Raw genomic sequence first — 25950 nt, 5'->3', positions numbered from 1 at the left:
TTCCCCGCCTTTCCCGCGCACTTTCATGATTTAACACCATGTCCAGCTTCTTCATCAAACACCCGACCATCGCCATCGTCATCTCGATCGTGATGATCCTGCTCGGCGGCCTGGCCCTGATGGGGCTCCCCGTGGAGCAGTACCCGAACATCGTTCCGCCCACCATCAAGATGCAGGCGACCTATCCGGGCGCCAATGCGGAGACCGTGGCCAATTCCGTGGCTTCCCCCATTGAACAGTCCATTTCCGGCGTCATCGGGATGGACTACATGACCTCCACCAATGCCAACAACGGCATCTGCTCCCTGAGCATCGTCTTTGAAGTGGGCACGGACCCCAACATGGACCAGACGCTGGCCTACATGCGCTACGGGCAGGCCACCGCGCAGATTCCCGCGGAAGTGTCCCAGATGGGCATCACCATCACCCAGTCCACCGGCAGCCCGCTGGCCGTGATCAACCTGTTTTCTCCGGACGACAGCCTGAACGCCATCTTCCTGAGCAACTACGCGTACGTGAGCCTGGTGGACCCCGTGAAACGCGTTCCCGGCGTGGGTGACGTGCAGGTCTTCGGCGCAGGACGCTACGCCATGCGCATCTGGCTGGACACCACGAAGATGGCCGCGCAGAACATCTCCGTGGGAGAAGTCCAGTCCGCCATCCGGGCGCAGAACACCGTGATTCCCGGCGGCCAGATCGGCGCGGAACCGGCCCCTCCCGGAACGGAATTCACGTACAGCATCCAGACCAAGGGGCGCCTCCAGACGGCGGAAGAGTTCGGAAACATCATCATCCGCGCGGACGGGAACAAGCTCCTTTACCTGAAAGACATCGCCAAGGTGGAGCTGGGTTCCCAGACCTACAACGTATCCAGTAAGTACAACGGCAGGGATTCCGGCGCCATCGCCGTGTACGCCGCCCCCGGCTCCAACGCCATCAATACGGTGGACGCCCTGGTCAAGCTTTTTGAAGACCGCGCCCGCAGCTTCCCCGCCGGGATGGAGTACAACCTGACGCTGGACACCACGCTGGCCGTGCGCGCTTCCATTGAGGAAATCGAGCACACGCTGGTGGAAGCCCTGCTGCTGGTGGTGCTGGTGGTATTCGTCTTCCTCCAGGGCTGGCGCGCCACGCTGATTCCGGCCATTGCCGTGCCGGTCTCCATCATCGCCACCTTTGCGCTGTTCCCGCTTCTGGGCTTCACCCTGAACACCATCTGTCTGATGGGCATGGTGCTGGCCATCGGCTTGGTGGTGGATGACGCCATTGTGGTGGTGGAAGCCGTGGAATCCCACATGGAACGCGGACTGACTCCACGCCAGGCGGCCTTCGCCGCCATGGAGGAAGTGTCCGGTCCCGTCATCGCCATTGCCCTGGTGCTGGCGGCAGTGTTCCTCCCCTCCCTGCTCCTGCCGGGCATTACGGGCACGCTGTTCCAGCAGTTCGCCGTCACCATTGCCATTTCCATGCTGATCTCCGCGTTCAACGCGCTGACGCTTTCCCCGGCCCTCTCCGCCATCCTGCTGAAGCCCAAGGACCCGAACAAGAGAGGCCCGCTGAAATTCTTCTACCGCATTTTCAACCGCGGTTATGACGCCACGGCCAGCGGGTACACCAAGGTGTGCCACTTCCTGACCCGCAAGCTCATCATCTCCATCCCGCTCCTGGCCCTGATCGCGTACGCCATCCTGCCCGTAGCCAAGCAAATCCCCAACGGCTTCCTGCCGGACGAAGACCAGGGCTACCTGTTCGCGGCCCTCATCATGCCGGAAGCCCGCTCCCTGCAGTTGACGACGGCCGCCTCGGACAAGGTCTCCGACCTCATCCGCCAGAATCCGAACGTGAAAGACGTGATCGCCATCTCCGGGTTCAGCCTGCTGACCGGGGTGCAGAGCACGAACAACGCCTTCTTCTTCGTCATGCTCAAGCCATGGGAGGAACGCCCCAATCCGGACCAGAGCGCCAAGGCGGTCACCGCCCAGCTCAACGGGCTGCTGAGCACCAAGGTTTCCGAAGGCATCACCATGTGCTTCCAGCCCCCGGCCATCGCAGGGGTGGGTTCCGCCAACGGCGTCACCTTCATGCTGGAAGACCGCGACGGCAAGGGCACGGAATACCTGGCTGAACAGACGGACATCTTTGTCAAGGAAGCAAGCAAACTCCCGATCTTTAACCCGCAGAAAAACGGCGGCGTGCGCAGCGTGATGTCCTTCGCCGTGGAACAGAAGGACGTGCGGCTGGATGAAGAAAAGTGCGCCACGCTGGGCGTCAGCATCAGTGAAGCCAACAACCTGCTCCAGGCCTACATGGGCTCTCTGTTCATCAACTACATCACCCTGTACGGCCAGCAATGGCAGGTGTACATCCAGGCGCAGGGCAGCGACCGCACCGGAACGGACATGCTCAAGAACTTCTATGTGAAGAACGACTCGGGCAGCTCCGTCCCCCTCTCCACCCTCGTGAAGATCACGGACATCAAGGGGCCGGAATTCCTGCTGCGCCAGAACCTGTACAATTCCTCCAAGCTGATGGTCACCCCGGCCCAGGGCTACTCCAACTCCCAGGCCATGGAGGCGCTGGAACAGACCTTTGAAGCCAGCATGCCCACAGACATGGGCTACAGCTATGCGGACATGAGCTATCAGGAACAGAAGATTCAGAACGGCATCGGCATCGTGCAGATCTTCATGCTCTCCTCCATCTTCGTCTTCCTGATCCTGGCGGCCCTGTATGAACGGTGGTCCCTGCCGCTCAGCATCTTCATGACGGTGCCCATTGCGGCGCTGGGGGCGTTCCTGGGCCTGTACTGGTTCGGTTATGAATTGAACCTGTACGCGCAGATCGGCCTGGTGATGCTCATCGGCCTGGCGGCCAAGAACGCCATTCTGATCGTGGAATTCGCCGTCATTGAAATGGAACGCGGCAAGACGCTGATGGAAGCCACGCTTTCCGCCGCCAGAATCCGCCTGCGTCCCATCCTGATGACCTCCTTCGCCTTCATCCTGGGCTGCGTTCCGCTGGCCCTGGCCTCCGGTTCCGGCGCCTACTCCCGCAATATCATCGGGATTGTGGTGATTGCCGGGATGACGATGGCGACGGTGGTGGGCGTGTTCCTGATTCCCTGCTCCTTCTACTTCATCATGAAGCTCTTCCGCGTCCGCATCGCCCGGAAGACCGTGGAAACGGAGGATCCGGATGAAATCATTGCCCGCAAGCACCTGTTCCATGAGGCCCACGAATCCCTGAAAGGATAAAAACAGCCCTGAAACCATTTAAAAACAGACAAAACGCCATTATGCGACCGAATCAATACATCACGCGCGCCATTCTGCTGGGGACGGCCATCACGGCTTCCTCCTGCATGATGGGTCCCGACTTCAAGCCGGTGGACATGCCCATGCCCACCGCATTCAGAGGGGCCCCCGCATCCACGGAATCCATTGCGGACCTGCCCTGGTGGAAAGTCTTCAAGAACAAGGATCTCCAGGACCTCCTGACGGACACTTACAACAACAACCGCGACCTGAAGGCCACCATGGCCCGTGTGGAAAAGGCCCGCCAGTATATCACCATCACGGAAGCCCCGCTCTTCCCGTGGGCTGATTATTCCGGCACCCTGAGCAAGGGGGCCAACTACACCAACGGCAACATCATCCAGACCGGCGGCAATACCCTGACGCCCGGCACGATTGACGGCGGCATCTCCTGGGAACTGGACATCTGGGGCAGGACGCGCCGGATGACGGAAGCGGCCCGTGCGGATTACCTGGCTTCCGAAGAAGGCCAGCGCGCGCTCATGCTCTCCCTGCTCCGCCAGGTGGCGGATTCCTACCTCCAGCTTCTCCAGCTGGACGAGCAGCTTGCCATCTTGCAGAAATCCGTAGAGTCCTATTCCGAATCCCTCCGGCTGTTTGACGAACAGCTTGAAGGCCAGGTGGGGGACAGGCTCCAGGTGGCCTCCGCCAAGGCGGCGCTCTCCTCCTCCCAGGCCCAGATTCCCGCCATCCAGGCCCAGATCGCCAATCTGGAAAACACCGTTTCCGTCCTGGCCGGGCGTACTCCCGGCCATATCCGCCGTTCCGGCAGCCTTCGGGATATTGCCTATAACATCCAGGTTCCCGCCGGCATTCCCGCCTACATCCTGTCCAGAAGGCCGGACGTGCGCCAGAAGGAATACCAGTTGCGCGCAGCCAATGCGGAAGTGGGCGTAGCCATTGCCAACTACTTCCCGACCATCTCCCTGACGGCGGCGGGCGGCCTCGCCTCCGCCGACCTGAGCCACGTGCAGGGGCGCCGCAGCGGCTGGGGGCTGGGAGCCAACCTGACCGGCCCCCTCTTCCAGGCGGGCAAGCTGACGGCCTCCGAGAAAGCGGCCAAGGCCGAATTCCTGGCAGCCAGCAACGACTATGAGCAGACGGTGCTGAACGCCCTGGCGGAAGTCTCCAGCACGCTGATCCAGCGGGCCAAGCTCCGCGTAATCACGTCCACCCAGTCTGAAGCCGTGGAAGCCTACCATACGGCCGTGACGCTCTCCTTTGAACGCTACCGCACGGGCCTTTCCAACTACATTGAAGTGCTGTACGCCCAGCAGAACCTGTATCCCGCACAGATCCAGCTTTCCCAGTACTACTATCAGCACGCCAGTACGCTGGTTTCCCTGTACACGGCCCTGGGCGGCGGCTGGAACATGAGCCACAAGGCTATCATGGACGGGCCGCCCAAGCGATAAAAAACGCGGCTCCCTTCAAATCGGGAGTTTCCTTGACTGTTTTTTCCATTCCCCGGCAAGTACAACTTGCCGGGGAATTTGCTTTTCGTGCAGCGGACAACGGACGCCCTTCAATCCACTCCCTGCCTGCCCGCTTTCCCTGTCCCGGCGGAAGGGATTCATGAGGCTGGAACGGAAAGCTCAATGGATTATCCTCTTACCTGCGCCGCCTCATGATCCGGAGGACATGGAACCTCCCCCGGCTTCCCTTTTATGCTCCGGGTTTCGGAGAGCGGAAGCAATCTGGGAATAGGTTCAAATCAAATTCGTTCACCATCAACATGCCGGTGGAGAATTCCGCTGTGTTTTTCAGGAATTAATAATCTCTGGTTTTTCTATTCCATCATTACCAACAAGCCGATGCTGCTCCTGCTTTTACGACTGATTCTCAACGTCCTGCCGGATTCCTAATCCGCCAACAATTAAAAATATTAACGTTGAATGCATTGTTTATCATAAAATATTGATTTTCATCAGGATTTCAAGGAACTGGTCTTTTCATCACCATCCCTTTCAGTATGATTCTCTGGACTTTATCCACGCTTGCACGGGGTGGAGGCACAAGCGGATTAGGAATCCGATAAAAAACGGACGTTCTCTTGCGCGAGAATATTTCCCTAACCTTGCTACAGCAATCAATATGAAGACCAAATACCTGTCCCTCCTGCTCGCCGTGCTGGGAGGCAGTCTGTCCTTCGGCGCTTCCATCAATGGCCTGGATCCAGTTTATTCAAAGGATTACACCATCTATGACGGAAGCAATGGAGATACGCTGAATGTTTCCTCTCCCGCCACGGTGCCCGTGCATACCGGCAGCGGAGCCACCCCGTGGACGATGGCGCTGACTGTTTCCAACCTGTCCGTCACTCCGGGAACGGATACAGGCCTGCTGTTTACCTATAACACCACCTCCAATTACAAGAATCTGGAAGGAATAGGCTTTCGGCTCACAGATTCCGGAGACCTCACCCTGTGCGCGGGAGGTTTTAACTACAATGGGGGGACTGCTGCTTCCTCCCCCTGGAAAACGCAGACGCTTTCCGGTTATTCCCCTGACCAGCCCCTTACCCTGTTCTATACTTACAATGACGGAAATGTCACCATTTCCGCCATGCTGGGCAATGATACCTCCACGCTGGCTACCGTAGCCTCCCTCAGCGGTTCCGGCGTCAAATTCGGCAGCGTCTCCATAAACCAGATCAATTTCTCCGCCAAGGACGCTTCCGGAAGCACCTGGAGCGCCCCGAACAGCGTCACGGGGGAATATACTCTGGGCAATTTTGACCTGTACCTGGGGGCGTTGACGGAAGACCAGATGAAGGAATACGCCCTGAACGCCGTTCCGGAACCGGCTGCCGCCTCTTTCGGTATCCTGGGCCTGGGCATGCTGATGATCCGCCGCCGCAGGGCCTAGCCCTTTTCCCCGGCACGGCCATCCCGCTCCATTCAGGGATGGCCGTTTTCATTTACCCTTTTTTCAAACACTTGTTTATTATTCTTTATTTGCCTTCATGAAAACCAGGCTCCCCCTCTCCCTGCTTGCCTTCCTGCTGGCGGCCATCCCCTCCGCCACCGGCGCCCCTGCCGGAACGGACCTGGGAAACGTCATGTACGTGGGGGATTCCATCACCCACGGCATGAACGGCGGCTCCTACCGCTGGGCCCTTCACAAGATATTTGCGGACAACGGCATTTCCTGCAACGCGGAAGGCGTGAAAACCGGAAATTATTCCGGAGGGGTTACGCCCGGAACGTCCTATGGCGGGCAGTCCTTCAATAACGAACATTCTTCCCAGGCAAGCGCAAGGGCCTGGGAAATATCCGGCAGGAAAAACGGGAGCAGGTTTGACGGCTCCAACATCTCCAACTGGCTGGGACTTTCAGATACCAAGGCAAACGGTGCAGCCTACCAGGGGCAGACTTTCACGGGAACGGATACTCCGGATACTTTTTTCGTGATGATCGGCACCAACGATCTTCTGTCTGACGGGAACAACGCCACCCTGGGCGACCGCATTGACACCGTTACCCGGGATCTTCTGGGAGACATGGACGCCATCGTGGACACCATGCACGCCGCCAACAGCGATGCGAATGTCATCGTTCTCACCATTCCCTGCTGGACCCAGCATTCCAACGGCAATTCGGACGCCACCCACCAGGCGGTGGAGACTTACAATGCCTCCCTGAAGTCCTGGGGGCAGTCCAAACCGGGCGTCACGGTCATTGACGTCAACAGGGGCCTCATTGACGTGGCCTCCTCCACGCCGTTCTACGGCGTGCGGTCCATGTTCAACAATCCCGCGGCGGACGGACTCCATCCCAACGCCCAGGGAGACCTGCTCATGGCAGGCAACATCGCCAAAGCCCTGGGCTATGCGGGCCGCTCCGCCGGACAACTGCGCCGTGACGCCGGGGAAATGGCCGTCAATTTCCACCAGGGCGGAGGAATGCCCGCATGGTCCGGAGTGCAGGATCTGGCGAATGCGGGGTTTTCCCTCTCCAACGTTGCCGCGGGCGCGGAAGGCATCAGCCTGGGCCAGGCGGGAACAAGCTCCATTTCCCGGACATGGACGGAGGGGACCAGCCTGAAAAACGGCTTTACCTTTGATTTCAATCTGGTTCTGGGTGACGGTGAGGCAAACGGCTGGAACACCACGGACCAGTTCAGCGTAAGCCTGGGGAACGGCTCCTTTTACGGCACGCTCAACATTAATGAGGCTTATATCAAATGGGGGGATGCCATCCTGTATTCCCTGGACATGTCCGCCAATACGGAAAACCTGCGCCTGGCGTACGTCACGGGCAATGAACTGGAAGGGCTGAAAGGCGGCTATTACGTCTGGCTGGGTGACATGCTGATCGGGGAGGCGCTTTCCGTCACCTCCGGTTCCGGCTGCAACGGCGTCACCATCCGGTATGACGGCAGCGGCAGCGCCATCCTGAAGGACCTGGCCATGGACGGGACGGGGTCTTATGCTCCCTCTTCCTCCGGCCTGGCCAATGAGGAAAACGCCTTCATCTCCGCCGGAGCGGACAACAGCGGCGCCGGAGGCGCTCCGGAAGGCAATATGACCTGGCCGGAAACGGGTTTCACCCACACCGCCTCCAACCAGAACTGTTCCGGCACCTTCAATGCGCGCGCCGCGGCGGATTCCTCCGCCGGTACCGCCGGAAACTCCGTGGGCGTCACGATCGCCTCCGGAAACGCCACGTATATTTATGCTAACAGCGGGAATTATACGGGAGACGTCCGGCTGACTATCGCCAACGAGGGACAGGCTTCCTCCTGGTACGCGGCCCATGGAGCCTCCGGCACGCTTAACGGAAATGCCGGCCTGCGCTTCACGGACGCCGCCACGGGCGGTAGCACCGTCTTCGGCGCCGTGAACAGCGCCGGCGTCACGGGAAATGTCTATCTGGAATTCTCCGCGGAAAACGCCGCGTTCGGCACCTTCACCAGCACGAATTCCTCCTCCGTGGTGGGCTCCTATGCCGCGGACATCAAGGGGAATGTGGATATTGTGGTTAACTCCGGCACCTTCTCCAGCCAGATCATGGGCGGTATTTATGCCAATGCCAAAAACGCCGCCACAACCATTGGCGGAACCGCCAGCGTTTACATGAACGGAGGAACCGTCAACGGAGACGTGATGGGCGGCGGCCTGACAGGCTCCATTTACGGCGGGTCCAACGCCACCGTTACGGGCGGCGTCATCAACGGCTCCGTTTACGGCGCAGGCAAGGGAGGCGCCATCCTGCAGGGAAGCAATGTGCGCGTTACAGGCGGCACGGTCAGGGGGAATATTTACGCCGGGGGCTCCGGCGGGAGCGTGCAGGGGAATACGTCCGTCACCGTGTCCGGGAACTCCGCCACGCTCCGCAACGGGAACGTCTGGGGAAACATCTCCGGAGGCGGCTCCGGCGGCACGGTTACGGGAAACTCCGTCGTGCGCATCCAGGACCTTTCTTCCGGCACCACCGCGTACGGTTTTGACAAGTATGCCGGCACCATCAGCGGCGGCACGAATGTGAGCGGCACCAGAACCCTGGTGCTGGACCACGTGACCGTGGAGCATTTCCGGGCATCCCTGACGGATTTCACGCACGTTTCCGCGGTCAACCATGCCCATACCGCACTGGATTCCCTGGGCGGAGCTCTCACCGTGACCATTGAGGCCGGAAGCGGCCTGGTCCTGAACGGAGTTTCCGGCCTGACCACGCTCATTCTGGGGGAACATGCCTCCTTCACGCTTCAGGGGCTTACCGCGGACATGGTCATCGTGGACATCACGGGCGCCAGCAATTACACCCTTTCCCTGACGGAAATTCCCGCCAGTCTGGACAACATCAAATTCCTGAATAACGGCGTTCTGCATGATGCGGCCATGTCCACGGACCCCCAGGCCAATTCCGCCATGGTTTTCGCCCAGGTTCCGGAACCGGGCAGCGCCTCCCTGGGTTTGGCCGGGCTGGCCGCCCTGCTGTGGCGGCGGCGCAGAAAAATGTTCCATTAACGGCCCTTTGTTTTCTTCAGGCCCTGATGGACGAGGGAAGCCTCCGCGGCACAACGCCTGCGGGGGCTTCCTGTTGACAGCCATGGCCGGCATGGGAGGGGGGGCATTGCCGCCCTCACCGGCTCTCCATGAGGCGGGAACCCTCAGGATTCCCGGTTTTTAAACAATTCCAGCGCAAGCTGGGACCAGGTTTCCAGCTTGTCAAACAGGTTCCCGGATAACTCCTCCGGAGCCACAAAGCGGAGATTGGCCAGAGCGGCTTCATTCGCGCGCACCTGGTCCGTATCCAGCTCAAACAGGTGGACGATTCCCAGATGCACGGCGCCCACGTCATTGGAATCGTCATTGATCACGCCGAGCACCCGCTGGGTGCAGCCGCCGTCAATGACCAGTTCCTCCCGGATTTCACGCTCCACTCCGGCCAGGTAGGTTGAAACGTCGTCATGGCCGGACTGGCGGTCCACCGGGTTGATATGGCCGCCGATGCCGATGGAACCCTTGTCATGCAGGCGGGCCTCCCCGCCGGAGCCGCCGCGCGTGTAATGCAGAATGCGGCCCTGGTGGCAGAAAATGGCGTAGGCGATGATCTGCTTGTGGGAAGGGTCGTTTTCCGCCGCTTCCCGGTCCATGAAGGAGGATACTCCCGGCTTCATGAACGCATTCAGATACTTTTCTCCGCCTTCCCGGTGGCCCTGGAAATACCCCGCCTCCTCAAAGGCGGCGCGGGGCACCACCAGAACCTGTTCTCCATGGTAACGTGACATGGAAATACCCTACCCGTTTTGACCCCGCGCTCAATAAAAAAGGCGCGGAAACGGCAAATTTGCGACTGTTCCGGAACAGCCATGAACGGCTTGCCGCCTCAGGAAATATCCCGCACTTCCACGCCGTGGTTCCGGAACCTGCTCAGGATGCTTGCCAGCTCTTCCTTGCTCATGAGCTGAATCGGCAGCCACAGCACCAGCTTTTTTCCAAACAGGAACAGCAGGGCGTGGCGCGTCCTGCACAGGGTGGTGAAGCGGTCGTAGGGAATGTTCATGGGCTCAACGCCCTTGCTGGAAAAGGTCAGGTAATCCTCATGAAAAACGTAATCCTTCTCCTGGTGGTACATGGGCACCTTCTTGTTGGCGGCCAGAGCGGCCTTCGCCAGGAAGGGAACGTAGAACCAGGACAGGATGATCGCCATCAGCGCCCCGGCAAGGGAGAGCCATGCAAAGATGGGCAGCGGACGCAGGGAAAAGGAGTACAGCGTCATCAGCACAAAGAAGGCGGTAATGGATAAGTCCAGGGGCTTCTTCCACCTGGGGCGCACCGTATTATACCACATCACCAGCACCTGGGTGGCCAGGCGGTCGGACGGAACGGGTTTGACGAGTTTGATGACCTCTGAATCCTGCATCATGGCGGCAGGGTAGCTTCATTCCCGCGGAAGAGAAAGCCTAAAAACAGGCCGTTGCGCCACGCTTGGGGCAAAACGGCCACGCCTGAAAGGGCCTCCCCCATTTTCCCCGCCCCCAATTCTCCGGGAAAGCGCCCTTCCCCGTCCGCAGACCAGAATTTCCTTGATAATCAGGGTTCCCTTCATAGAATTAAAAGTCAAAAGCCTTTAGCAGATCCGGTGGCAGACAATCTTCAAATTCACGTACGCACGTTCCAGCCCTCAACCACTCAGGAACAGGCTCTGGAAACCTTGACGGATTCCATGGCGGAAGTCCTTGACGAACGCCAGCTAAGGCATATCAAGAATGCCGTCCTCCTGCGCGAGGAAACGCAAACCACCTACCTGGACCACGGGCTGGCCGTCCCCCACGGACGCACCAGCGCCCTGGATTCCATGCAGGTTACCGTGGGCCTCAGCCCGGAAGGAATCCTCTGGCCGGACGACGGCCGCCATGCCCATCTCATCGTCATGCTGGGCGTTCCCACCGCCATGGTGACCGGCTACCTGACCACCATGCAGAAGCTGCTGCGGTGGCATAAAAACGCTCCTCTGGGCCCCAACGGGGAATGGACGGGAGATGAAGCCAGCCTGCTGGCGTCCCTTCAACACGCCCTGCAATGACGGACAAGAAGAACGAGCCTGCGGCAAAAACGCACATCTCCTGGTCATGGCTCCGCATGGCGCTGAGCCTGCGTGAAAAAGTCAAGCTGGGGGACAAGCAGGTCATCTTCATCTGGGCCGTCGTCGTAGGCGCGCTAGGCGCGCTGACGGCCCTTGTCTTTGAATGGGGAGTGGAGCTGGTGCAGGACCTCCTGACGGGCCGCACCAGCTACAAGCAGATCCAGGTCTTTCAGGAAATGGCCCGTGAGGACTGGGCGTGGTGCATCTTCGTCCCGGCGGCGGGCGGCCTGCTGGCCGGCCTTACCCTTCTCTTCACGCACCGCTTTGTCCCGGCCAAGGCCACGGAATACATGGAAGCCGTGGCCCTGGGCAATGGCTACGTCCCCCCCAAGCCCAGCCTGCTGCGCTCCCTGTCCGCCGTTTTCTCCGTAGGCTCCGGCGCCTCCATAGGCCGTGAAGGCCCGCTGGTGCAGGCCGCCGCCGTAGTGGGGTCCGCCCTGGGGCGCTTCTTCCACCTCTCCGCGCCGCGCCTGCGCCTGGTTGTAGCCTGCGCCGCGGCCTCCGGCATGTCCTCCGCCTTCCATACGCCCCTGGCCGGCGGCCTGTTCATCAGTGAAATCGTGCTGGGCGCGCTGACCATTGACTTTCTGGCCCCCCTGCTGGTGGCGAGCTGCGCGGGATATTTTACGATGGGCCTGTTCCATGAACCGGCCCCCATCTACCAGCTCCAGCAGGAGGTTTCCCTGACGGGCAACCAGCATGTGCTCTGGTGCGTCCTGCTGGGCGCGCTGGCCTCCCTGGTAGCCAGTTTCTGGCTCCTGATCCTTAAAAAATCCCGCCAGTACCTGAACGGGAAACGCCAGTGGCTGCCCGTGCGCCTGATGGCCGCAGGCATGCTGGTGGGCGTCATCGCCATTTTCTACCCGGAAATTGTGGGCAACGGCAAAAACATCATCACCTCCCTCATTCATTATGAATTTGACGCCACGCGGGCGGGCATCCTGCTGTTCCTGAAAATATTCACCGTCGCCATCGTCTTTGGCGTAGGTACGGTGGGGGGCGCGCTGACGCCCAGCCTCACCATCGGCAGCGTGTGCGGCTTCCTGTTCAGTACGGCGCTCACCCAGCTCGGCGTGCCGGGGGACCATGCCATCGCCTATTCCCTGGTGGGCATGGCCGCCTTCTTCACCACGGCGGCCAACGCCCCCATCACCTCCCTGGTGCTGGTGGTGGAATTCACCATGGCCGGGCACATGATGTTCCCCCTGATCATCGGCGTTCTGGTCTCCTACGGCATGGCGCGGCTGACGAAGGCCCAGTCCATGTACCATGACTCCCTGGCTTTCGGCCCCAGAAGCACCTTTGACAAGCCCCTGGCCCAGGTGCAGCTTCAGGACGTGGCCCGCAAGGACCCGCCCGTGGTCCACCCCCTGGACAAATTCGGCACCATCGCTTCCATGCTCATCAAGAACCCGGCCCAGCCCATCTTTGTCACCTCCCCCGCGGGCAAGTACCTGGGCAGCGTAGTGGCGGAGGACGTGGCGGCCTTCGCCCGCAACAAGGAGCTGGCCCAGGCCGTCCTGGCCATGGACGTGCTGCGCAGCGACATGCCCACCCTGCCCGCGGACATGCACCTTCCGGAAGCCCTGGGCATCTTCTCGCGCCCCCACTGCGCGGAATCCCTGGCGCTGGTCAACCCGAACAACGACCTGCTGCTGGGCGTCGTCAACAAGACGGACCTTTACCTGGTGCTCTCCGAGATCATGCGGCGGGAGAAACTGCAATAGGAACGGCGTTTTTCCAGGCCACGTCCCCGTTCCGGAAAACTTGCGGGGAGCACTGTACGCCTCTCCGGCGGTATCCCGTCCGGCACCCGGCGGAGGCAGGGCTCCCTTCCCGGAAACACGGAGCAGCTTAAAAACGCAATTTTTCCATCCTCTTTTTTCACGATAGGGGTCAGGTTAAAAATAACAACAAACTTGCATTTTTACCCCCATCCGGTACGCTTCCGGCATTATGAGCCGTACGTTGAGAATAGAGTACCCCGGAGCGGTCTATCACGTGCAGAGCGAAGGCAACCGCGGAGACGCCATTTATCTGGATGACGAGGACCGGGAAATCTTTCTGCGCACTTTTCATGAGGCGGCCCGCAGAAGCGGCTGGACCGTGTACGCCTATGCTCTGATGGCCAATCACTACCATATTCTTTTCCAGACGGCCCGCGCCAATCTGGTGGACGGCATGAAATGGCTCCAGACCGCCTACACGCAGCGCTTCAACGCGCGCCACCGCATGCGCGGCCACCTGTTTGCGGGCAGGTACCACGCCATGGTGGTGGAAGCGGAGAACGCCCATTATTTTTCCACCATCATTGACTATATTCACCTGAATCCGGCGCGGTCCGGCCTGGCGCGCCGCCACACGTTCCTTTCCGGCTGCAAGTGGACCAGCCTCCCGGCATGGCTGGCAGCCCCCGCGAAAAGGCCCAAGTGGATTCACCCGGAACGCGGCCTGGTGTGCTTTGGCTGTGACGATACGGATGACGGGCGCCAGAAGTACCTCAACCATCTGATGGGCCGCTTTGAGGCGGAACGCATGGATGAACGCTCCCTGCTCCCCGCGGGGCACGTGGGCCCCGGCACCGTGCAGCGGGGCTGGTGCTACGGCTCCAGCGCCTTCCGCGCCAGACTGGTGGGGGAACTGCCCCGGCTGGCGCGCAGGAAGCCCGTCACTACGGGGGCGCGCGCCTCGGAAATAGGGGAATACCAGGCAGAAATCATCGTGAAAAACGGCCTGAAGGCGTTCGGCCTGTCAGAGGAGGATTTGCTTGTCACGCCCTACAGCCACCCGTCCAAGCTCATTATTGCCCTGGCCGTCCGGCAAAGCACGCTGGTTCCGTACGCCTGGATCAGCAACCGCCTGCACATGGGCATCCCCAAATCCATGGGAACCCTGCTCCACCGGGCCAAGAAGATGGCGGAGGGGGATTTGAAAACGCGGGCATGGATCGAACGCCTGACCGCCTGATTTTTCCCTGCGGGAGCGCCCGAAAGAAGCTTTTCCCCGCCCGTCACGCGGAAAAACCCGGAGAGCGGGGATCATGCCGTCTCCGGGGATGGCCCAGTAACAAGGAAAAGAACGCCGGGGTGAACGGGATTACGCCCTGCGGCGGCGCACCATCATAACGGCCAGTCCAAGCAGTCCCATGGAGGCCGCAGCCGGTTCCGGAACGACTGAAAACGCCATGGCCGCAACCCCGGCCTTCTGTCCTCCGATGCGGAAATCCAGGGTATCCGCCGTGGCCTCTCCCGTCCACTTGACCAGGGTGAGCTTGCCGTTGGCGAAGGAAGGAGTGGATGAAAATCCGCTCCCGTCCGCCGCGGCGTATTCGAAGGAGCCGGTACCCCCGGTCACGGCAGTAGCCCCCGGAGCAGAGGCAGTACTGGAAATGAACATATACAGCGTTACCGTGTCTCCCACGGTCAGCCCTCCCAATTGAATGGAGGATGTGGTGGAACCTCCGGCCCCGGGAGCCATGTAGGAGGCCAGCGCGCTGTAATCAAAAGAACCGAGGGTATTAACTAGGTCCGTCATCGCCGCCTTGTTCTGGTAATAAGCGTAATAGGCAGGGTCATCCTCCCCGGGAGCCATGGTGGCAAGCGTCGTGTTGAAGAAATTTCCGGCGCTTTTAACGATTTTAAGAGTATAGGGAGTCTCGCTGCCGGAGGCGTCCACCAAGGGGAGAACAGCCGCAGCGTTGGAAATGTATTGGTTCATGCCGTCCCTTCCTTCCCCATCCCTGTACACATCCACAAAAACAGAAGCCGCCTGGGCAATGGAAAAAGCCCCTCCGGCAATAAGCAGGAATAATGTTTTCTTCATGGTTTTTGACTATTCTGACAATGAAGGCCAGTTTAAGGATTTTGAATCCGGACGATTACGCAAAGAGCAGAAAAACGCCTGCTTATAAAAAATACCCCGTCCATTCATTGCGGAGCAATTCCGCCTGTGGCGCAGCGGCGTTTCACGATAACTTTTTCTTTTTCATTTATTCTTTATTGACACCGGATTCAAAATCCGCGTCCGGGGAAAAAAGAGTCCGGATGGCCGCGTAAAGCCGCCAGCTTCCGCCGCCCGGAACGCGTTGCGCGGACAAGAGCCAGGCGGCAATAGGGTCAGTTTACAAATTACAACACAGAAAGATATTTTCCATTTTCCTGCTGACCCCTGATGCTTTCCCGGGAAAAAAATGATTGCCAGTCCGCGCCGTGGAATGATAAACGGAAGGCGCGTGCGAACAACCGCGCGTGAAGCGTCAACCCAAATATAAAAACAGAGAAGATGGCACAGACATATTCCCAGCGCGTGCTGGACTTGGTGAAAGCCAAGAACAGCCACGAAAAAGAATTCATCCAGGCCGTTCAGGAAGTGCTCAACACGATTGAGCCGGTTCTGGCCGCGAATTCCAAGTATGAAGACCACGCGATTCTGGAACGGATCGTGGAACCGGAAAGGACCATCCTGTTCCGCGTGCCGTGGATCGACGACCAGGGCAAGGTTCAGGTGAACCGCGGGTACCGTGTGGAATTCAACAGTGCCATCGGGCCGTACAAGGGCGGTCTCCGCTTCCACCCCAGCGTGAACCTCGGCATTCTGAAGTTCCTGGGTTTTGAACAGGTTTTCAAGAACTCCCTCACCACCCTGCCCATGGGCGGCGGCAAGGGCGGCTCCGACTTCGACCCCAAGGGCAAGAGCGACAACGAAGTGATGCGCTTCTGCCAGAGCTTCATGACGGAGCTTCAGCGCCACATTGGCGCCGATACGGACGTCCCCGCCGGGGACATTGGCGTGGGCGGCCGCGAAATCGGCTACCTGTTCGGCCAGTACAAGAGAATCCGCAATGAATTTACCGGCGTTCTCACCGGCAAGAGCCTGAACTGGGGCGGCTCCCTCATCCGCCCGGAAGCTACCGGCTACGGCTGCGTGTACTTTGCCCAGAACATGCTCGCCACCCGCAATGACGACTTGCAGGGCAAGATTTGCCTGGTGTCCGGCTCCGGCAACGTGGCCCAGTACACCGTGGAAAAACTGAATGAACTGGGCGCGAAGCCCGTCACGATGTCCGACTCCAACGGCTACATTTACGATCCGGACGGCATTTCCCCGGAAAAACTGGCCTGGGTCATGGAACTCAAGAACAAGCGCCGCGGCCGCATTGCGGAATACGTTAAGGAGTTCCCGAAGGCGCAGTACTTTGAAGGCCAGCGTCCCTGGAGCGTCCCGTGCGACTGCGCCTTCCCCTCCGCCACGCAGAATGAAATCAACGGAGAAGACGCCCGCACCCTGATCAAGAACGGCTGTACGCTGGTGGCGGAAGGCGCCAACATGCCCACGGACCTGGAAGGCATTGAAACCTACCTGGCCGCCAAGATCCTGTACGGTCCCGCCAAGGCCGCCAATGCCGGCGGCGTGGCTACCTCCGGCCTGGAAATGTCCCAGAACAGCCAGCGCCTCTCCTGGACGCGCGAGGAAGTGGACCACAAGCTGAAGAGCATCATGGCCAACATCCACGCGAACGCCCTGGCCCATGCCAGGGAGTACTCCTCCGACAAGTCTTTCACCAACTACGTCACCGGCGCCAACATTGCCGGCTTCGTGAAGGTGGCGGATTCCATGATCGACCAGGGAGTGGTCTGAGCCTGCCTGCTTTCAACGTAAAACACACCATGAAGCGCCGGGTTCGCCCGGCGCTTTTTCATTCTTCCGGAGGCCTTGATTCTCCGGGAAACACCCCGGCCAAGGCAGAAGCACAGAAACCGCGCCCAATCAAACAGGCACTCCCGGTTCTCCCGGAACCAATATCCGGGGAAAAAGCCTTGCCGCTTATTCCTCCAACAGATGGCACACGGCCTGCGCCGCATGTTCCGCAGCGCCCCCCTGCCCCAGCTTGTCAGAGGCGTCTTTCATTTCCGCCAGCAGGGCGTCCCTGTTTTCCGGAACCAGCAGGCGTTCTATTTCCTGAATCACCTTCTCCGGCGTAAAGTCAAACTGGACCAGCTCCTTTACCACGGGCTTCTGCGCCAGAATGTTCACCATGCCGATAAAGCGTATTTTAATGAGCATGCGGGCCATCCAGTACGTGAGCAGCGGAACCTTGTACACCAGCATGTACGGAAGACGGTGCAAGGCGGCCTCCATCGTGGCGGTGCCGGAAGCCACCACGCCCACGGCGGCGCGGTCCATCAGTTCATGATAGCCGCCCACCGTAATGTGGAAGAGTTCCGGCCGCATGCCGGCGTTTTGCGCCATGCCGCGCATTCTTTCTGCAAGCACCTCCGTGGAGGCGGCGGTTTCAAAGGACAGCTCCGGCCGTTCCCGGGAAAGACGGCGCACTACCTCTATGAACACCGGAAAATGCCTGTCAATCTCCCTGTTCCGGCTGCCGGGAAAGAGCCCGATCAGGGACGGCTGCCGGACGCCCTCCTTACGGATGGAGGCAATTTCATCCACCAGGGGATGCCCCACGAACTCCGTTCTCAGTCCGGCTTCCTGGAACAAGGGGGCCTCAAAGGGGAAAATGCACATCATCAGGTCCAGCATGTGCACCATCTTGGGAATGCGCCCGCGGTGCCAGGCCCACACCTGCGGGGAGATAAAGTAAACGATTTTGGTACGGGGGCAGCACTTGCGGACTTTTTCCGCCAGGCGCAGGTTGAATCCCGGGTAGTCAATCAGGATGAGGCAGTCCGGCTGGTCCTGCCGTATACGCTCGAGAATGGAGAGAAAACGCCTCCTGAACCATCCGTACTTCTTGAGCACCTCCACCACGCCGATGACGGCGGCTTCATCCGCCCAGTCCTCCACGCCGGGGCACAGCGCATGCATGCCGCGGCCGCCCAGCCCCTGAACGTCCATTCCGGGCATCAGGCGCAGCAGATTCTTCAACAGCAGGGCTCCGTGAATATCCCCGCTCTTCTCTCCTGCTATAATATAAAGCTTCATCACTCTCCGCTACGGCGCGCGCCGTATGCCTTTTTACCTTACCAGCCCCGTTTCAGCGGCGCAATAAAAGACTTTCCTTTCAAGGATTTTAATGCAAGATACGCGCCGTATGCATGAATTGGTCTCGCTTTGGATGTCCTGGGTGCAGGACTGGGGTTACGTGGGCGTCATTGTCCTGATGGCCATGGAAAGCTCCATCTTTCCCGTCCCCAGTGAGGTAGTCATTCCGCCCGCGGCCATCCTTTCCGCCCAGGACGGGGCGAGCATGAGCTTCTGGGGGGTGGTGATTGCAGGGACGTTCGGCTCCTGGCTGGGGTCCGCCATTACGTACGCGGTCGCCCGCATCGTGGGGCGTCCGGTTATCATGCGCTGGGGCAAGTTCTTTTTCATGCCCCCCCAAAAGGTGGAAAAGGCGGAAGTCTTCCTTCAGCGTTACGAGGTCTCCGGCGTTTTCTTCGCCCGCCTGCTGCCCGTCATCCGCCACCTGATCTCCATTCCCGCGGGGATTGTCCGCATGGGATTCGGCGTCTTCTCCCTGGTCACGGTGCTCGGCGCATTTGTCTGGTGCACGGTGCTCGCCTGGTACGGCCACCGCATCGGTGAACGGCATCCGGAACTGCTCAAATCCCCGGATGAACTGATCCTCACCGTCAAGAGCGAAAGCCTTCCCCTCATTCTGGCCGTGCTGGTGCTGGCCGTCTGCTACATCATCATGCTGCGGCTGACGGACCGCAAGAAGCCGCAGGATGCCTCCGCACAGGCCACCCGTGAAGAGGAGCAGTAACTCATACTTTTTCCATGAGCGCTTCCAAGGAAGCCCGGGAAGCCCGGGCGCTGGACTATTTTCACCAGGGGTACAACTGTTCCCAGTCCGTCTTTGCCGCCTTTGCGGATGTCTGCGGCCTGACGGAAGAAACGGCCCTGAAGCTTTCCTCCCCGCTTGGAGCTGGCATAGGCCGCATGCGGGAGGTATGCGGAGCTTTTTGCGGACTGAGCATGCTGGCGGGAAGCCTGTACGGAAACAGTTCTCCGGAGACTGGAGAAAAGGAAAAAATCTTTTCCCTGGTGCAATCCCTGGCGGCCTCCTTCAAACAGGAATTCGGCACGCTTTACTGCCGGGAGCTGCTGGGCCTGTCTCCGGAACGGCTGGCCGCGGAAACGGCGCGCCCCGGCGAACGGACCGCGGCCTATTACGCCTCACGCCCCTGCGAACGCTGCATTGCCTTCTGCGCCCGGCAGGCGGCCGCTCTGGAAGCAAAGGCGCAGCATTGAAATGCCCGGTCTCCCCACGCAGGAAAACCGGGCATTTCAAGCAGACGGAAAGTTCCGTCAATGGGAACTGCATGAACCGTCCTTGCAGGACGCTTTCAGCTTGTCAATTTTTTCATTGGTTTCACCCATTCCTTCGTCGTAAAAGCCCTGTTCATCCGGGGCCAGTACCTGAAGGAGACGGAGAAATTCTCCCGCGTGTTCCTTTTCTTCATTGGAAATATCCAAAAGAACTTCCTGAGCCAGTTTGTTGTCGATGGATTCGGCAAGCTGGGTATAGAGCTGGATGGCCTCATACTCCGCTGCGATCATAAACCGGATGGCCCTCACCAATTCGTCATGGGTGAGCATCCGGTCTTCCTTCAGTCCGCTAAATGCATTTGTAAATTCAGGCATGCAGGTATGACTCAAATCACCACTAATGTATTCAAAATGTTTTTGTCATACATTTTTTTGCGACATTCTTTGAACTTTTTCCATAGAAAATGGTCTAATAGCGGCGATGCCGCTTCCCGTCATGTTTTGAGGCGGGGGAAACAACAATTTTCCGCCCCCCTCTCCGGCGTGCCTTCCACTACGGATGTGAAATGAGAGAGACAAAACGGGCGCCCCATACGGCAAGAGAAAACGCCCGACTTCTCCCTGAAGGAAAAAGCGGGCGTTTGACAGCGGCGGCTGGGAAATCCGTCAATGGGCAGAGGAACTGCTGCATTTGCCGTCCGGGCAGGACGCTTTCAGCTTGTCAATTTTTTCATTGGTTTCACCCATTCCTTCGTCGTAAAAGCCCTGTTCGTCCGGGGCCAGAACTTGGAGAAGACGGAGGAATTCTCCCGCGTGTTCCTTCTCTTCATCGGAAATATCCCAAAGAACTTCCTGGGCCAGTTTATGGTCAATGGAGGCGGCAAGCTGGGTATAAAGCTGGATGGATTCATATTCCGCTGCGATCATGAAACGGATGGCCCTCACCAATTCGTCATGGGTGAGCATCCGGTCTTCCTTCAATCCGCTAAATGCATTTGTAAATTCAGGCATACCAGTAGGACCGGATAAACAAATTCTTTATTCAATATGCTTTTGTCATAATTTTCCTACGGATTTTTTCAAGCTTTCATGATGAAAAAGAGTTTCATGAAAATTTCCCTCCTTTCCTCTAAAATACGGCAGGAGCTGAGGCTTTAACACCACAGCTCCTGCCAGAATCCCGGTTGGGAGCAAGCGCCCTACCTGGCCTCCGCCGGCTTGGGAGCGTACTTCTTGAAAAACTCAACGTATTGGACAGGAGACCGGCCGGGAACATAACCCGTGCGGCCCAGCTCCTTCCCTTGGGCGTCTACCACCACCATGGCGGGAACGCCGCGAATGCCGTACTCCTTCGCTTCCTTAGATTTGCTGAAATCTGGACTGCCGAACTCAAACTTGACGCCGATGGCTACGCCATCCATGCCTTGCTTGAACTCCTTCTTGGAAAGAATTTCCTTCTCCAGCTTAATGCAGTAACCGCACCAGGACGTTCCCGTGAAAAGAAGAACAATGGGAAGGCCCGTCTCCTCCGACTGCTTCTGGGCGCTTTTCATGCTCTTGCCCCACTTGAACTTCACCTTGGCGGCCTTGGCCGCTTTTGCGGCGGCTTCCTTGTCAGGCGGAAGACCCTGGGCCATGGAAACTCCGGAAACGCTGAATCCGAGCACGGCGCATAATGCAAAAATTGAATGTCTGTTCATTAGATTTGGGAATGGTTCCCTGCAAATTAACAGGAAATGGCAGCATAGGAAGACAAATCAGCGTCTTTCCCATACGGAGAGGACGGATTTCCTCCCGAAATGGACGCTCTCCTAAAAAAAGTATTGCTCTTTCCACCCCAATCGGGTAATAATCCGCCCGCACTTCCAAACGCGCGGTTAGCTCAGTGGTAGAGCAACACCTTGACATGGTGGAGGTCGTAGGTTCAAATCCTATACCGCGTACCACTTTTTTAAAATCCCGTCCCTTCCCGGACGGGATTTTTTATTCCGGCACCCTGGGGCTTCCAACTTTTCTCCTGCATCTCCGTCGGCACGGCCTGGAAGAAAAAGCCTGTTTGCGGAGGGTGCTCCGCACACCCGGATAGAGAAAAAGAAGCCGGGAAACATGGCATTTGCAGCGTCTGCGGCAGGAAAGGCAAAAATCTTTTCCCATCTTTTTTTGAACACAACCCCACCCTCAGGACGCTAATAGTGTGAAGGCAGATGAAGGCCGCAGCCCTTGACCCTCCTTCCCTGATGAAATAATGACCATTAAGAGCCCGGCGGAGGAAATCCCTCCGCCGGGCTTGCTGTTGGCCAGGGCCGCCAGATAATCCACGGTTTACCGGGACGTCAGGCGGTCATACAATTCATTGGCATATCTGTGGTTGGGATGGTTCACGTTCATATACGCATCATAAAGCGGGTGGGAAGGGTCTGACTCCATGCGCATGGCCTCCTCCGCAGGAGAAGGCGTACCGTTCCCCGAATGATGAAGGGGCGCTTCATCCAGCAGGCGAGAGGCCTGGAACAGCAGCCGGATCACGTCCGGATTGGAACCGAGCTCCGGATGATCAAGCAGGGCGTCCGCATCCACGCCCGTCTCTGACGCAAGCCGCTGGAGAGCGGCGGTAGCACGGCCCATGTTGCGCTCATAATTGGCGCCCCATTCCTGCTGCAGGGACTCTTCCGCCCGGGTTTCCATCTCCAGCCGGGAATCCGCCATCTGTTCCCTGGCTTCCTGATACGCCTGGGACATTGTCTCCTGAAGAGCGTTCATGGCTTCCGGAGGCACGCCGTAACGGTAGGCCGTGCGGGCCATGCGTTCCGCCAGTCCGGCGTTCCACTCGCTTTCCGGCATGGATTCCGGACGCTCCAGGCGGTACTCCTCCTCTGACTCCGGAAGCCCGGCCATCCGCCGGAACCGCTCCATCTGCTCCTCATTCTCCACACCGGGATAATGCCGCATGCGCTCCAGCTCCGCGTAACTCTTCGCCAGGGCCTCCGGCGTCTTAAACTTGGAAAGGGACTTCTCCATCCCCTTCAGCTCATCAAAACGGGCGTACCAGTCCGGAACAAAACCTCCGTCCTCCCCCAGAAGACCGGGAAGAGGTTCGGACGGCGCGGGAGCCCCGGTTAAAATTTCCGCCTCCGGAGAAACTCCCCCGGAAAAATCCGCCTCCCCGGAGGGGGCGGCCGTATGGTTATCAATGGAATCAATCATTTTTTTCTTCTGCTGTGGATTCTTTAATGGCTAGTTGAAGCTGGCGGCGAATGTACAGGAATATCTCCCTGTAGGCATCCCGCCTCATGGCGTCCAGGGGGTCGTAGCTCCCGGGACTGCCTTGAAAAACGGGCAAATCAGTCTGGAAGCGGGCCTCCAGAAAGGTCAGCGCCTCCCGCCCGTCCGGGGTGTCAAACACCCGGAGAAGCTGGCGCCTTCTAAGACGGGCCTCCCTGAGGGAAGCCTCCTGCTGCAATGTCGTATCCTGGTTCATTCCTGAATTGCTGTTAACTGGTCAAGCAAAGGATTGAGGGAAGCGTACGGGTCCTCTTCCGCCGGAGCCTGCGCGGCCTCCTGCTGGCGGTCCGCACGCTCCTTCCGCATGGCCTGGACGTCAGCCCATGGCCTCAGCATGCTCTCCGGGGCGCCGTCCACACGGGTGGACAGGCGGAAACAATGATCCCAGTCCACATGGTCCGCCAGGTCCGGCGCAGCCTGCATCATCATATTCAGGCGCTGAAGGCTGCGGTCCATTCCCTCGCTCTGCAAGCGCCTGAGCACCAGAGCAATCTTTGACTGGTACACCACCCTGGGTTCTCCAACGGCAATGGCCCCGTCCCTCCCCTCCCGCAGAACGGCGCGGGGAGGCCTGGGGAACTTGCCCATGCGGAACAGCAGGGAGAAAATGCGCGTCATGGTGGAATACAAGTCACTCACAAACAGCGTGAAAGACGGGGAAAACATCAGCACGCGTTCGTTCTCCCGGGCCATCACCTCCGTGGCGGTCATGCTGCCGCGGTGGCCGCTCCAGAGCTCCAGCATGGGCAGGTAATAGGCGCGCCGGATAGCGTCCTGCTTCTGCGCCAGGCGGTCCATCCCTACGTCGTACCTGCCCTGCGTGGCCCACTCCCGCGGAAGGTGCAGGGAAGCGGCCTCCGGCGTGATGACGGTTCTGCCGCCGGCCCGCAGGTCCACCTCCCCGATCTGGTTGGCCAGCTCCAGAATGCGGGGGAAGGCGGCAACCTCACCCAGGGTGTCCAGAATACGGTTCAGGAACTGCACCTGCTGGATGGCGGGAAACACCAGCCTGCCGGGCGCAAGGCCGTACGGGCCGCTGCCCCACTTCAAAAACCGGGTCACCAGGTACGGAAACTCCATGTATCCCCCTTCCTCCACGATCACCTGGTCATCCAGGGACAGGTACACGCTCTCAAACGGCATGTGGGAGGCCTGTTCCCTGCGGCGGCTGCGCCGGGCGCGCGGACGAACTACATGCAGGAACCTCAAGGACGTGGCGTATGGATTGCCTCCGCGTTCCAGCGCCTCCCGCGCACGGGGGCCCAGCGCCTTCAGGCCGAACATGGAACGTGCCTGGTGGGCGGTATAGGTAAACTCCCGCACGTAGGTATCCACCCGGCCTTCCGCATTCTCCGCGCAGGCGAACTGCCCGCACGGAATATTCGTGAACAGCAGCCTGCCGTCTGACGAATTCCCGGTAAACAGGCTACCCGTTCCCAAAGCCACCCGGTCCAGAAAACACTCATGGATCTCCGTATAGAAATTGGAAACGGACAGCTCCTTCAAGGCAATCTCCGAACACTGGTTATACCAAGCCTCCGCTTCATCCCCGCCCCGGTCATCCGGAGCGGACCACTTGAACCACACGTCATGGCTGGGCGTGATGTAGGACATATGGCCGCTTGCCAGCTTCTGGCAAGCCTCCACGGCGGTGGTATCCGTCATGCGGTCCATGGCGTCCCTGCTGGGCTGGGAAACATCCCCTTCCCGGTTCAGGCGCCGCGGCAGCACGTAATCCCTCAAACGGTCCCACCACGTCTCCCAGGGAGCGCGCTGGGCGGCCAGGGACTTGTACACGGAATTCAACTCCGCAACTCTCTCTTCCATGGCGGCGGCTATCCCAGGGTTTTCCTAAGCAGGGTGCGGGGATTGGCCTCCTCCTGCCCGGCGGAAGAATGGCGGCGTGCCAGAATGGTGGAAATCATCCCCTGCCTCTGGCGCTCCCGTGCCTGGTAATCCTCTCCTGTTTCCTCACCCACGCTCTCCGCCTTCACTGGAATGGTCTGCTCCGGCGCGGGAGTGGGCGGTGCGGATGGTTTCATGAATCCCATAATCTCTTTTTCTTTCTATGTATGGTTTTATTGATGGCCCGTTCCGTTTGCCGGAATAAATGGCTCCGTGGAGGTCCGGACGCCTGCCGCACGGATAAGCCATGCGGTTCAGGCGCCTTCTCACCGTAAAGGAAAAGGGCACGCTCTTCACCTGCCCGGAAACTCCCGGACCGGTGCATGCGTCTATCAAATAGACCAATTGCCGGAAAATGCACCTGGGGAAAAAACGTCCGCATACATGCCACCGGTGGCATAAAAGAGGGAGTTCCCAAACAAGATGCATTACCCGGCCAAATCCGGCAAACATGTGGCGTTATGACTCATGAATCCTTACTTCAGCCGGATACCCCCTCCGCGCTGGATATTTGCAACGCCGCGCTCTCCAAGATCGGGGAAGCGCCGCTGGATGCGCTGATTGCCAATGAATCCACGGCATCCCGTCTCTGCGTTCTTCACTACCACCCGGCCCGGAGGGAAACCCTCTGCATGGCGCGCTGGACCTTCGCCACCACGCAAACCATGCTGGACTCCGTCTCCGCCCAGGCTCCCAACTCCCTGACCCCCTACCAGTTCACGCTGCCTGCGGACTGCCTGCGCGTCCTGGATGTGGAATGTACGGAATGGAAAATGCAAGGGCGCCGCATCCATGCCTCACGCGCTCCACTGCCCATGAGCTACATTGCGGACATTGAAGACGCAAACCAATTTGATCCCCTCTTCATGGACGCCCTGGCTACGCGCCTGGCGGAGAAACTGGCTATGCCCATGACGGGAAACCAGAGCCTGCGCCAGAACCTTCACCAGGAATTCCATAAAATCATTCTTCCGCAGGCAGCCACCGTCAACGCCGTGCAATCCTTTTCCAACGACTCCCACCCCCTGCTGGACCTGCTGAGGAAAATCAAATCTCCCACCTGCCCGGAGGAATGTGAATAACAGGAGAATAACACGGGAACAACATAACGATAACTTGTGAAT

The 25950-nt window shown here is 59.2% G+C and carries 22 protein-coding genes and 1 tRNA gene; 12 read left to right on the top strand and 11 right to left on the bottom strand.

Features of this window, described 5'->3' with window-relative positions; all coding sequences use genetic code 11:
- The first annotated feature begins 38 nt into the window (after positions 1 to 38).
- The 4 genes from ABGM91_RS09905 to ABGM91_RS09890 all read left to right on the top strand — a co-directional run bounded on the left by ABGM91_RS09905 (position 39) and on the right by ABGM91_RS09890 (position 9285).
- Positions 39 to 3254, top strand: a complete 3216-nt coding sequence (locus ABGM91_RS09905; RefSeq protein ID WP_354831957.1) for an efflux RND transporter permease subunit — start codon at positions 39 to 41, stop codon at positions 3252 to 3254.
- 41 nt (positions 3255 to 3295) lie between these two features.
- Positions 3296 to 4729, top strand: coding sequence for an efflux transporter outer membrane subunit (locus ABGM91_RS09900; protein WP_354831954.1), 1434 nt, complete (start codon positions 3296 to 3298; stop codon positions 4727 to 4729).
- Positions 4730 to 5408: 679 nt separating this feature from the next.
- A complete protein-coding gene (locus tag ABGM91_RS09895) occupies positions 5409 to 6182 on the top strand; it encodes a hypothetical protein (RefSeq protein WP_354831951.1) in 774 nt (257 codons plus the stop codon).
- 97 nt (positions 6183 to 6279) lie between these two features.
- Positions 6280 to 9285 (top strand): GDSL-type esterase/lipase family protein, encoded by a 3006-nt coding sequence (locus ABGM91_RS09890; protein WP_354831949.1) that lies wholly within the window; start codon positions 6280 to 6282, stop codon positions 9283 to 9285.
- A gap of 143 nt (positions 9286 to 9428) precedes the next feature.
- Here the strand turns inward: ABGM91_RS09890 and ABGM91_RS09885 are convergent, their stop codons facing one another.
- Positions 9429 to 10049, bottom strand: a complete 621-nt coding sequence (locus ABGM91_RS09885) for a hypothetical protein (protein ID WP_215427874.1) — start codon at positions 10047 to 10049, stop codon at positions 9429 to 9431.
- A 98-nt stretch (positions 10050 to 10147) separates the two neighbouring features.
- Complete coding sequence (locus ABGM91_RS09880) at positions 10148 to 10687, bottom strand: hypothetical protein (protein ID WP_215427876.1); 540 nt, start codon at positions 10685 to 10687, stop codon at positions 10148 to 10150.
- 216 nt (positions 10688 to 10903) lie between these two features.
- Between ABGM91_RS09880 and ABGM91_RS09875 the strand changes: the two genes are divergently transcribed.
- The 3 genes from ABGM91_RS09875 to ABGM91_RS09865 all read left to right on the top strand — a co-directional run bounded on the left by ABGM91_RS09875 (position 10904) and on the right by ABGM91_RS09865 (position 14374).
- Positions 10904 to 11347 carry a PTS sugar transporter subunit IIA gene (locus ABGM91_RS09875; RefSeq protein ID WP_290566509.1) on the top strand — a complete coding sequence of 148 codons (444 nt, stop codon included), beginning with the start codon at positions 10904 to 10906 and terminating at the stop codon, positions 11345 to 11347.
- Positions 11344 to 13134 carry a chloride channel protein gene (locus ABGM91_RS09870; RefSeq protein ID WP_215427880.1) on the top strand — a complete coding sequence of 597 codons (1791 nt, stop codon included), beginning with the start codon at positions 11344 to 11346 and terminating at the stop codon, positions 13132 to 13134. The genes ABGM91_RS09875 and ABGM91_RS09870 overlap by 4 nt, the downstream gene beginning before the upstream one ends.
- Positions 13135 to 13363: 229 nt before the next feature.
- On the top strand, positions 13364 to 14374 hold the full coding sequence (locus tag ABGM91_RS09865; RefSeq protein ID WP_290566510.1) for a transposase: 1011 nt from the start codon (positions 13364 to 13366) through the stop codon (positions 14372 to 14374).
- A 129-nt stretch (positions 14375 to 14503) separates the two neighbouring features.
- On the opposite strand, the gene ABGM91_RS09860 is transcribed toward ABGM91_RS09865, so the two are convergent.
- Positions 14504 to 15229 (bottom strand): hypothetical protein, encoded by a 726-nt coding sequence (locus ABGM91_RS09860; protein WP_354831943.1) that lies wholly within the window; start codon positions 15227 to 15229, stop codon positions 14504 to 14506.
- Positions 15230 to 15688: 459 nt separating this feature from the next.
- Between ABGM91_RS09860 and gdhA the strand changes: the two genes are divergently transcribed.
- Positions 15689 to 17044: an NADP-specific glutamate dehydrogenase gene (gene gdhA / locus ABGM91_RS09855; protein WP_354831940.1), complete on the top strand. Its 1356-nt coding sequence runs from the start codon at positions 15689 to 15691 to the stop codon at positions 17042 to 17044.
- Positions 17045 to 17230: 186 nt separating this feature from the next.
- Here gdhA and lpxB read toward each other — a convergent pair whose 3' ends face one another.
- Positions 17231 to 18349: a lipid-A-disaccharide synthase gene (gene lpxB, locus ABGM91_RS09850; protein WP_354831938.1), complete on the bottom strand. Its 1119-nt coding sequence runs from the start codon at positions 18347 to 18349 to the stop codon at positions 17231 to 17233.
- 109 nt (positions 18350 to 18458) lie between these two features.
- On the opposite strand from lpxB, the gene ABGM91_RS09845 reads away from it, so the two are divergent.
- Positions 18459 to 19133: a DedA family protein gene (locus tag ABGM91_RS09845; protein WP_354831935.1), complete on the top strand. Its 675-nt coding sequence runs from the start codon at positions 18459 to 18461 to the stop codon at positions 19131 to 19133.
- Between the two features lie 14 nt (positions 19134 to 19147).
- The gene (locus tag ABGM91_RS09840) at positions 19148 to 19621 is read left to right on the top strand and encodes a C-GCAxxG-C-C family protein (RefSeq protein WP_354831932.1); all 474 of its coding nucleotides are present in this window, start codon (positions 19148 to 19150) and stop codon (positions 19619 to 19621) included.
- 57 nt (positions 19622 to 19678) lie between these two features.
- Here ABGM91_RS09840 and ABGM91_RS09835 read toward each other — a convergent pair whose 3' ends face one another.
- The 3 genes from ABGM91_RS09835 to ABGM91_RS09825 all read right to left on the bottom strand — a co-directional run bounded on the left by ABGM91_RS09835 (position 19679) and on the right by ABGM91_RS09825 (position 21339).
- Positions 19679 to 20014: a ferritin family protein gene (locus ABGM91_RS09835; protein ID WP_215427896.1), complete on the bottom strand. Its 336-nt coding sequence runs from the start codon at positions 20012 to 20014 to the stop codon at positions 19679 to 19681.
- A 291-nt stretch (positions 20015 to 20305) separates the two neighbouring features.
- Positions 20306 to 20650, bottom strand: a complete 345-nt coding sequence (locus tag ABGM91_RS09830) for a ferritin family protein (protein WP_354831928.1) — start codon at positions 20648 to 20650, stop codon at positions 20306 to 20308.
- Between the two features lie 188 nt (positions 20651 to 20838).
- Positions 20839 to 21339, bottom strand: coding sequence for a thioredoxin family protein (locus tag ABGM91_RS09825; protein WP_354831925.1), 501 nt, complete (start codon positions 21337 to 21339; stop codon positions 20839 to 20841).
- A gap of 171 nt (positions 21340 to 21510) precedes the next feature.
- Here ABGM91_RS09825 and ABGM91_RS09820 point away from each other — a divergent pair.
- Positions 21511 to 21585: transfer RNA gene (locus ABGM91_RS09820), tRNA-Val, on the top strand.
- 376 nt (positions 21586 to 21961) lie between these two features.
- Here the strand turns inward: ABGM91_RS09820 and ABGM91_RS09815 are convergent.
- Genes ABGM91_RS09815 through ABGM91_RS09800 form a run of 4 tightly spaced genes read right to left on the bottom strand, consistent with a single transcriptional unit; the run spans position 21962 to position 24963 of the window.
- On the bottom strand, positions 21962 to 22843 hold the full coding sequence (locus ABGM91_RS09815) for a hypothetical protein (protein ID WP_354831923.1): 882 nt from the start codon (positions 22841 to 22843) through the stop codon (positions 21962 to 21964).
- On the bottom strand, positions 22836 to 23117 hold the full coding sequence (locus ABGM91_RS09810) for a hypothetical protein (RefSeq protein ID WP_215427904.1): 282 nt from the start codon (positions 23115 to 23117) through the stop codon (positions 22836 to 22838). The genes ABGM91_RS09815 and ABGM91_RS09810 overlap by 8 nt, the downstream gene beginning before the upstream one ends.
- The gene (locus ABGM91_RS09805; RefSeq protein ID WP_354831920.1) at positions 23114 to 24748 is read right to left on the bottom strand and encodes a portal protein; all 1635 of its coding nucleotides are present in this window, start codon (positions 24746 to 24748) and stop codon (positions 23114 to 23116) included. Before ABGM91_RS09805 ends, ABGM91_RS09810 begins: the two co-directional genes overlap by 4 nt.
- Before the next feature lie 8 nt (positions 24749 to 24756).
- Complete coding sequence (locus ABGM91_RS09800; RefSeq protein ID WP_354831917.1) at positions 24757 to 24963, bottom strand: hypothetical protein; 207 nt, start codon at positions 24961 to 24963, stop codon at positions 24757 to 24759.
- A 324-nt stretch (positions 24964 to 25287) separates the two neighbouring features.
- On the opposite strand from ABGM91_RS09800, the gene ABGM91_RS09795 reads away from it, so the two are divergent.
- Entirely contained in the window at positions 25288 to 25908 is a 621-nt protein-coding gene (locus tag ABGM91_RS09795) for a hypothetical protein (protein ID WP_215427910.1), read from the top strand.
- Positions 25909 to 25950: the final 42 nt, after the last annotated feature.

Source organism: Akkermansia muciniphila (assembly GCF_040616545.1).
GTDB classification, from domain to species: Bacteria; Verrucomicrobiota; Verrucomicrobiia; order Verrucomicrobiales; family Akkermansiaceae; genus Akkermansia; species Akkermansia muciniphila_E.
Note: the sequence above shows the minus strand (reverse complement) of the source record. Positions and strands in the feature narration are given on the sequence as shown.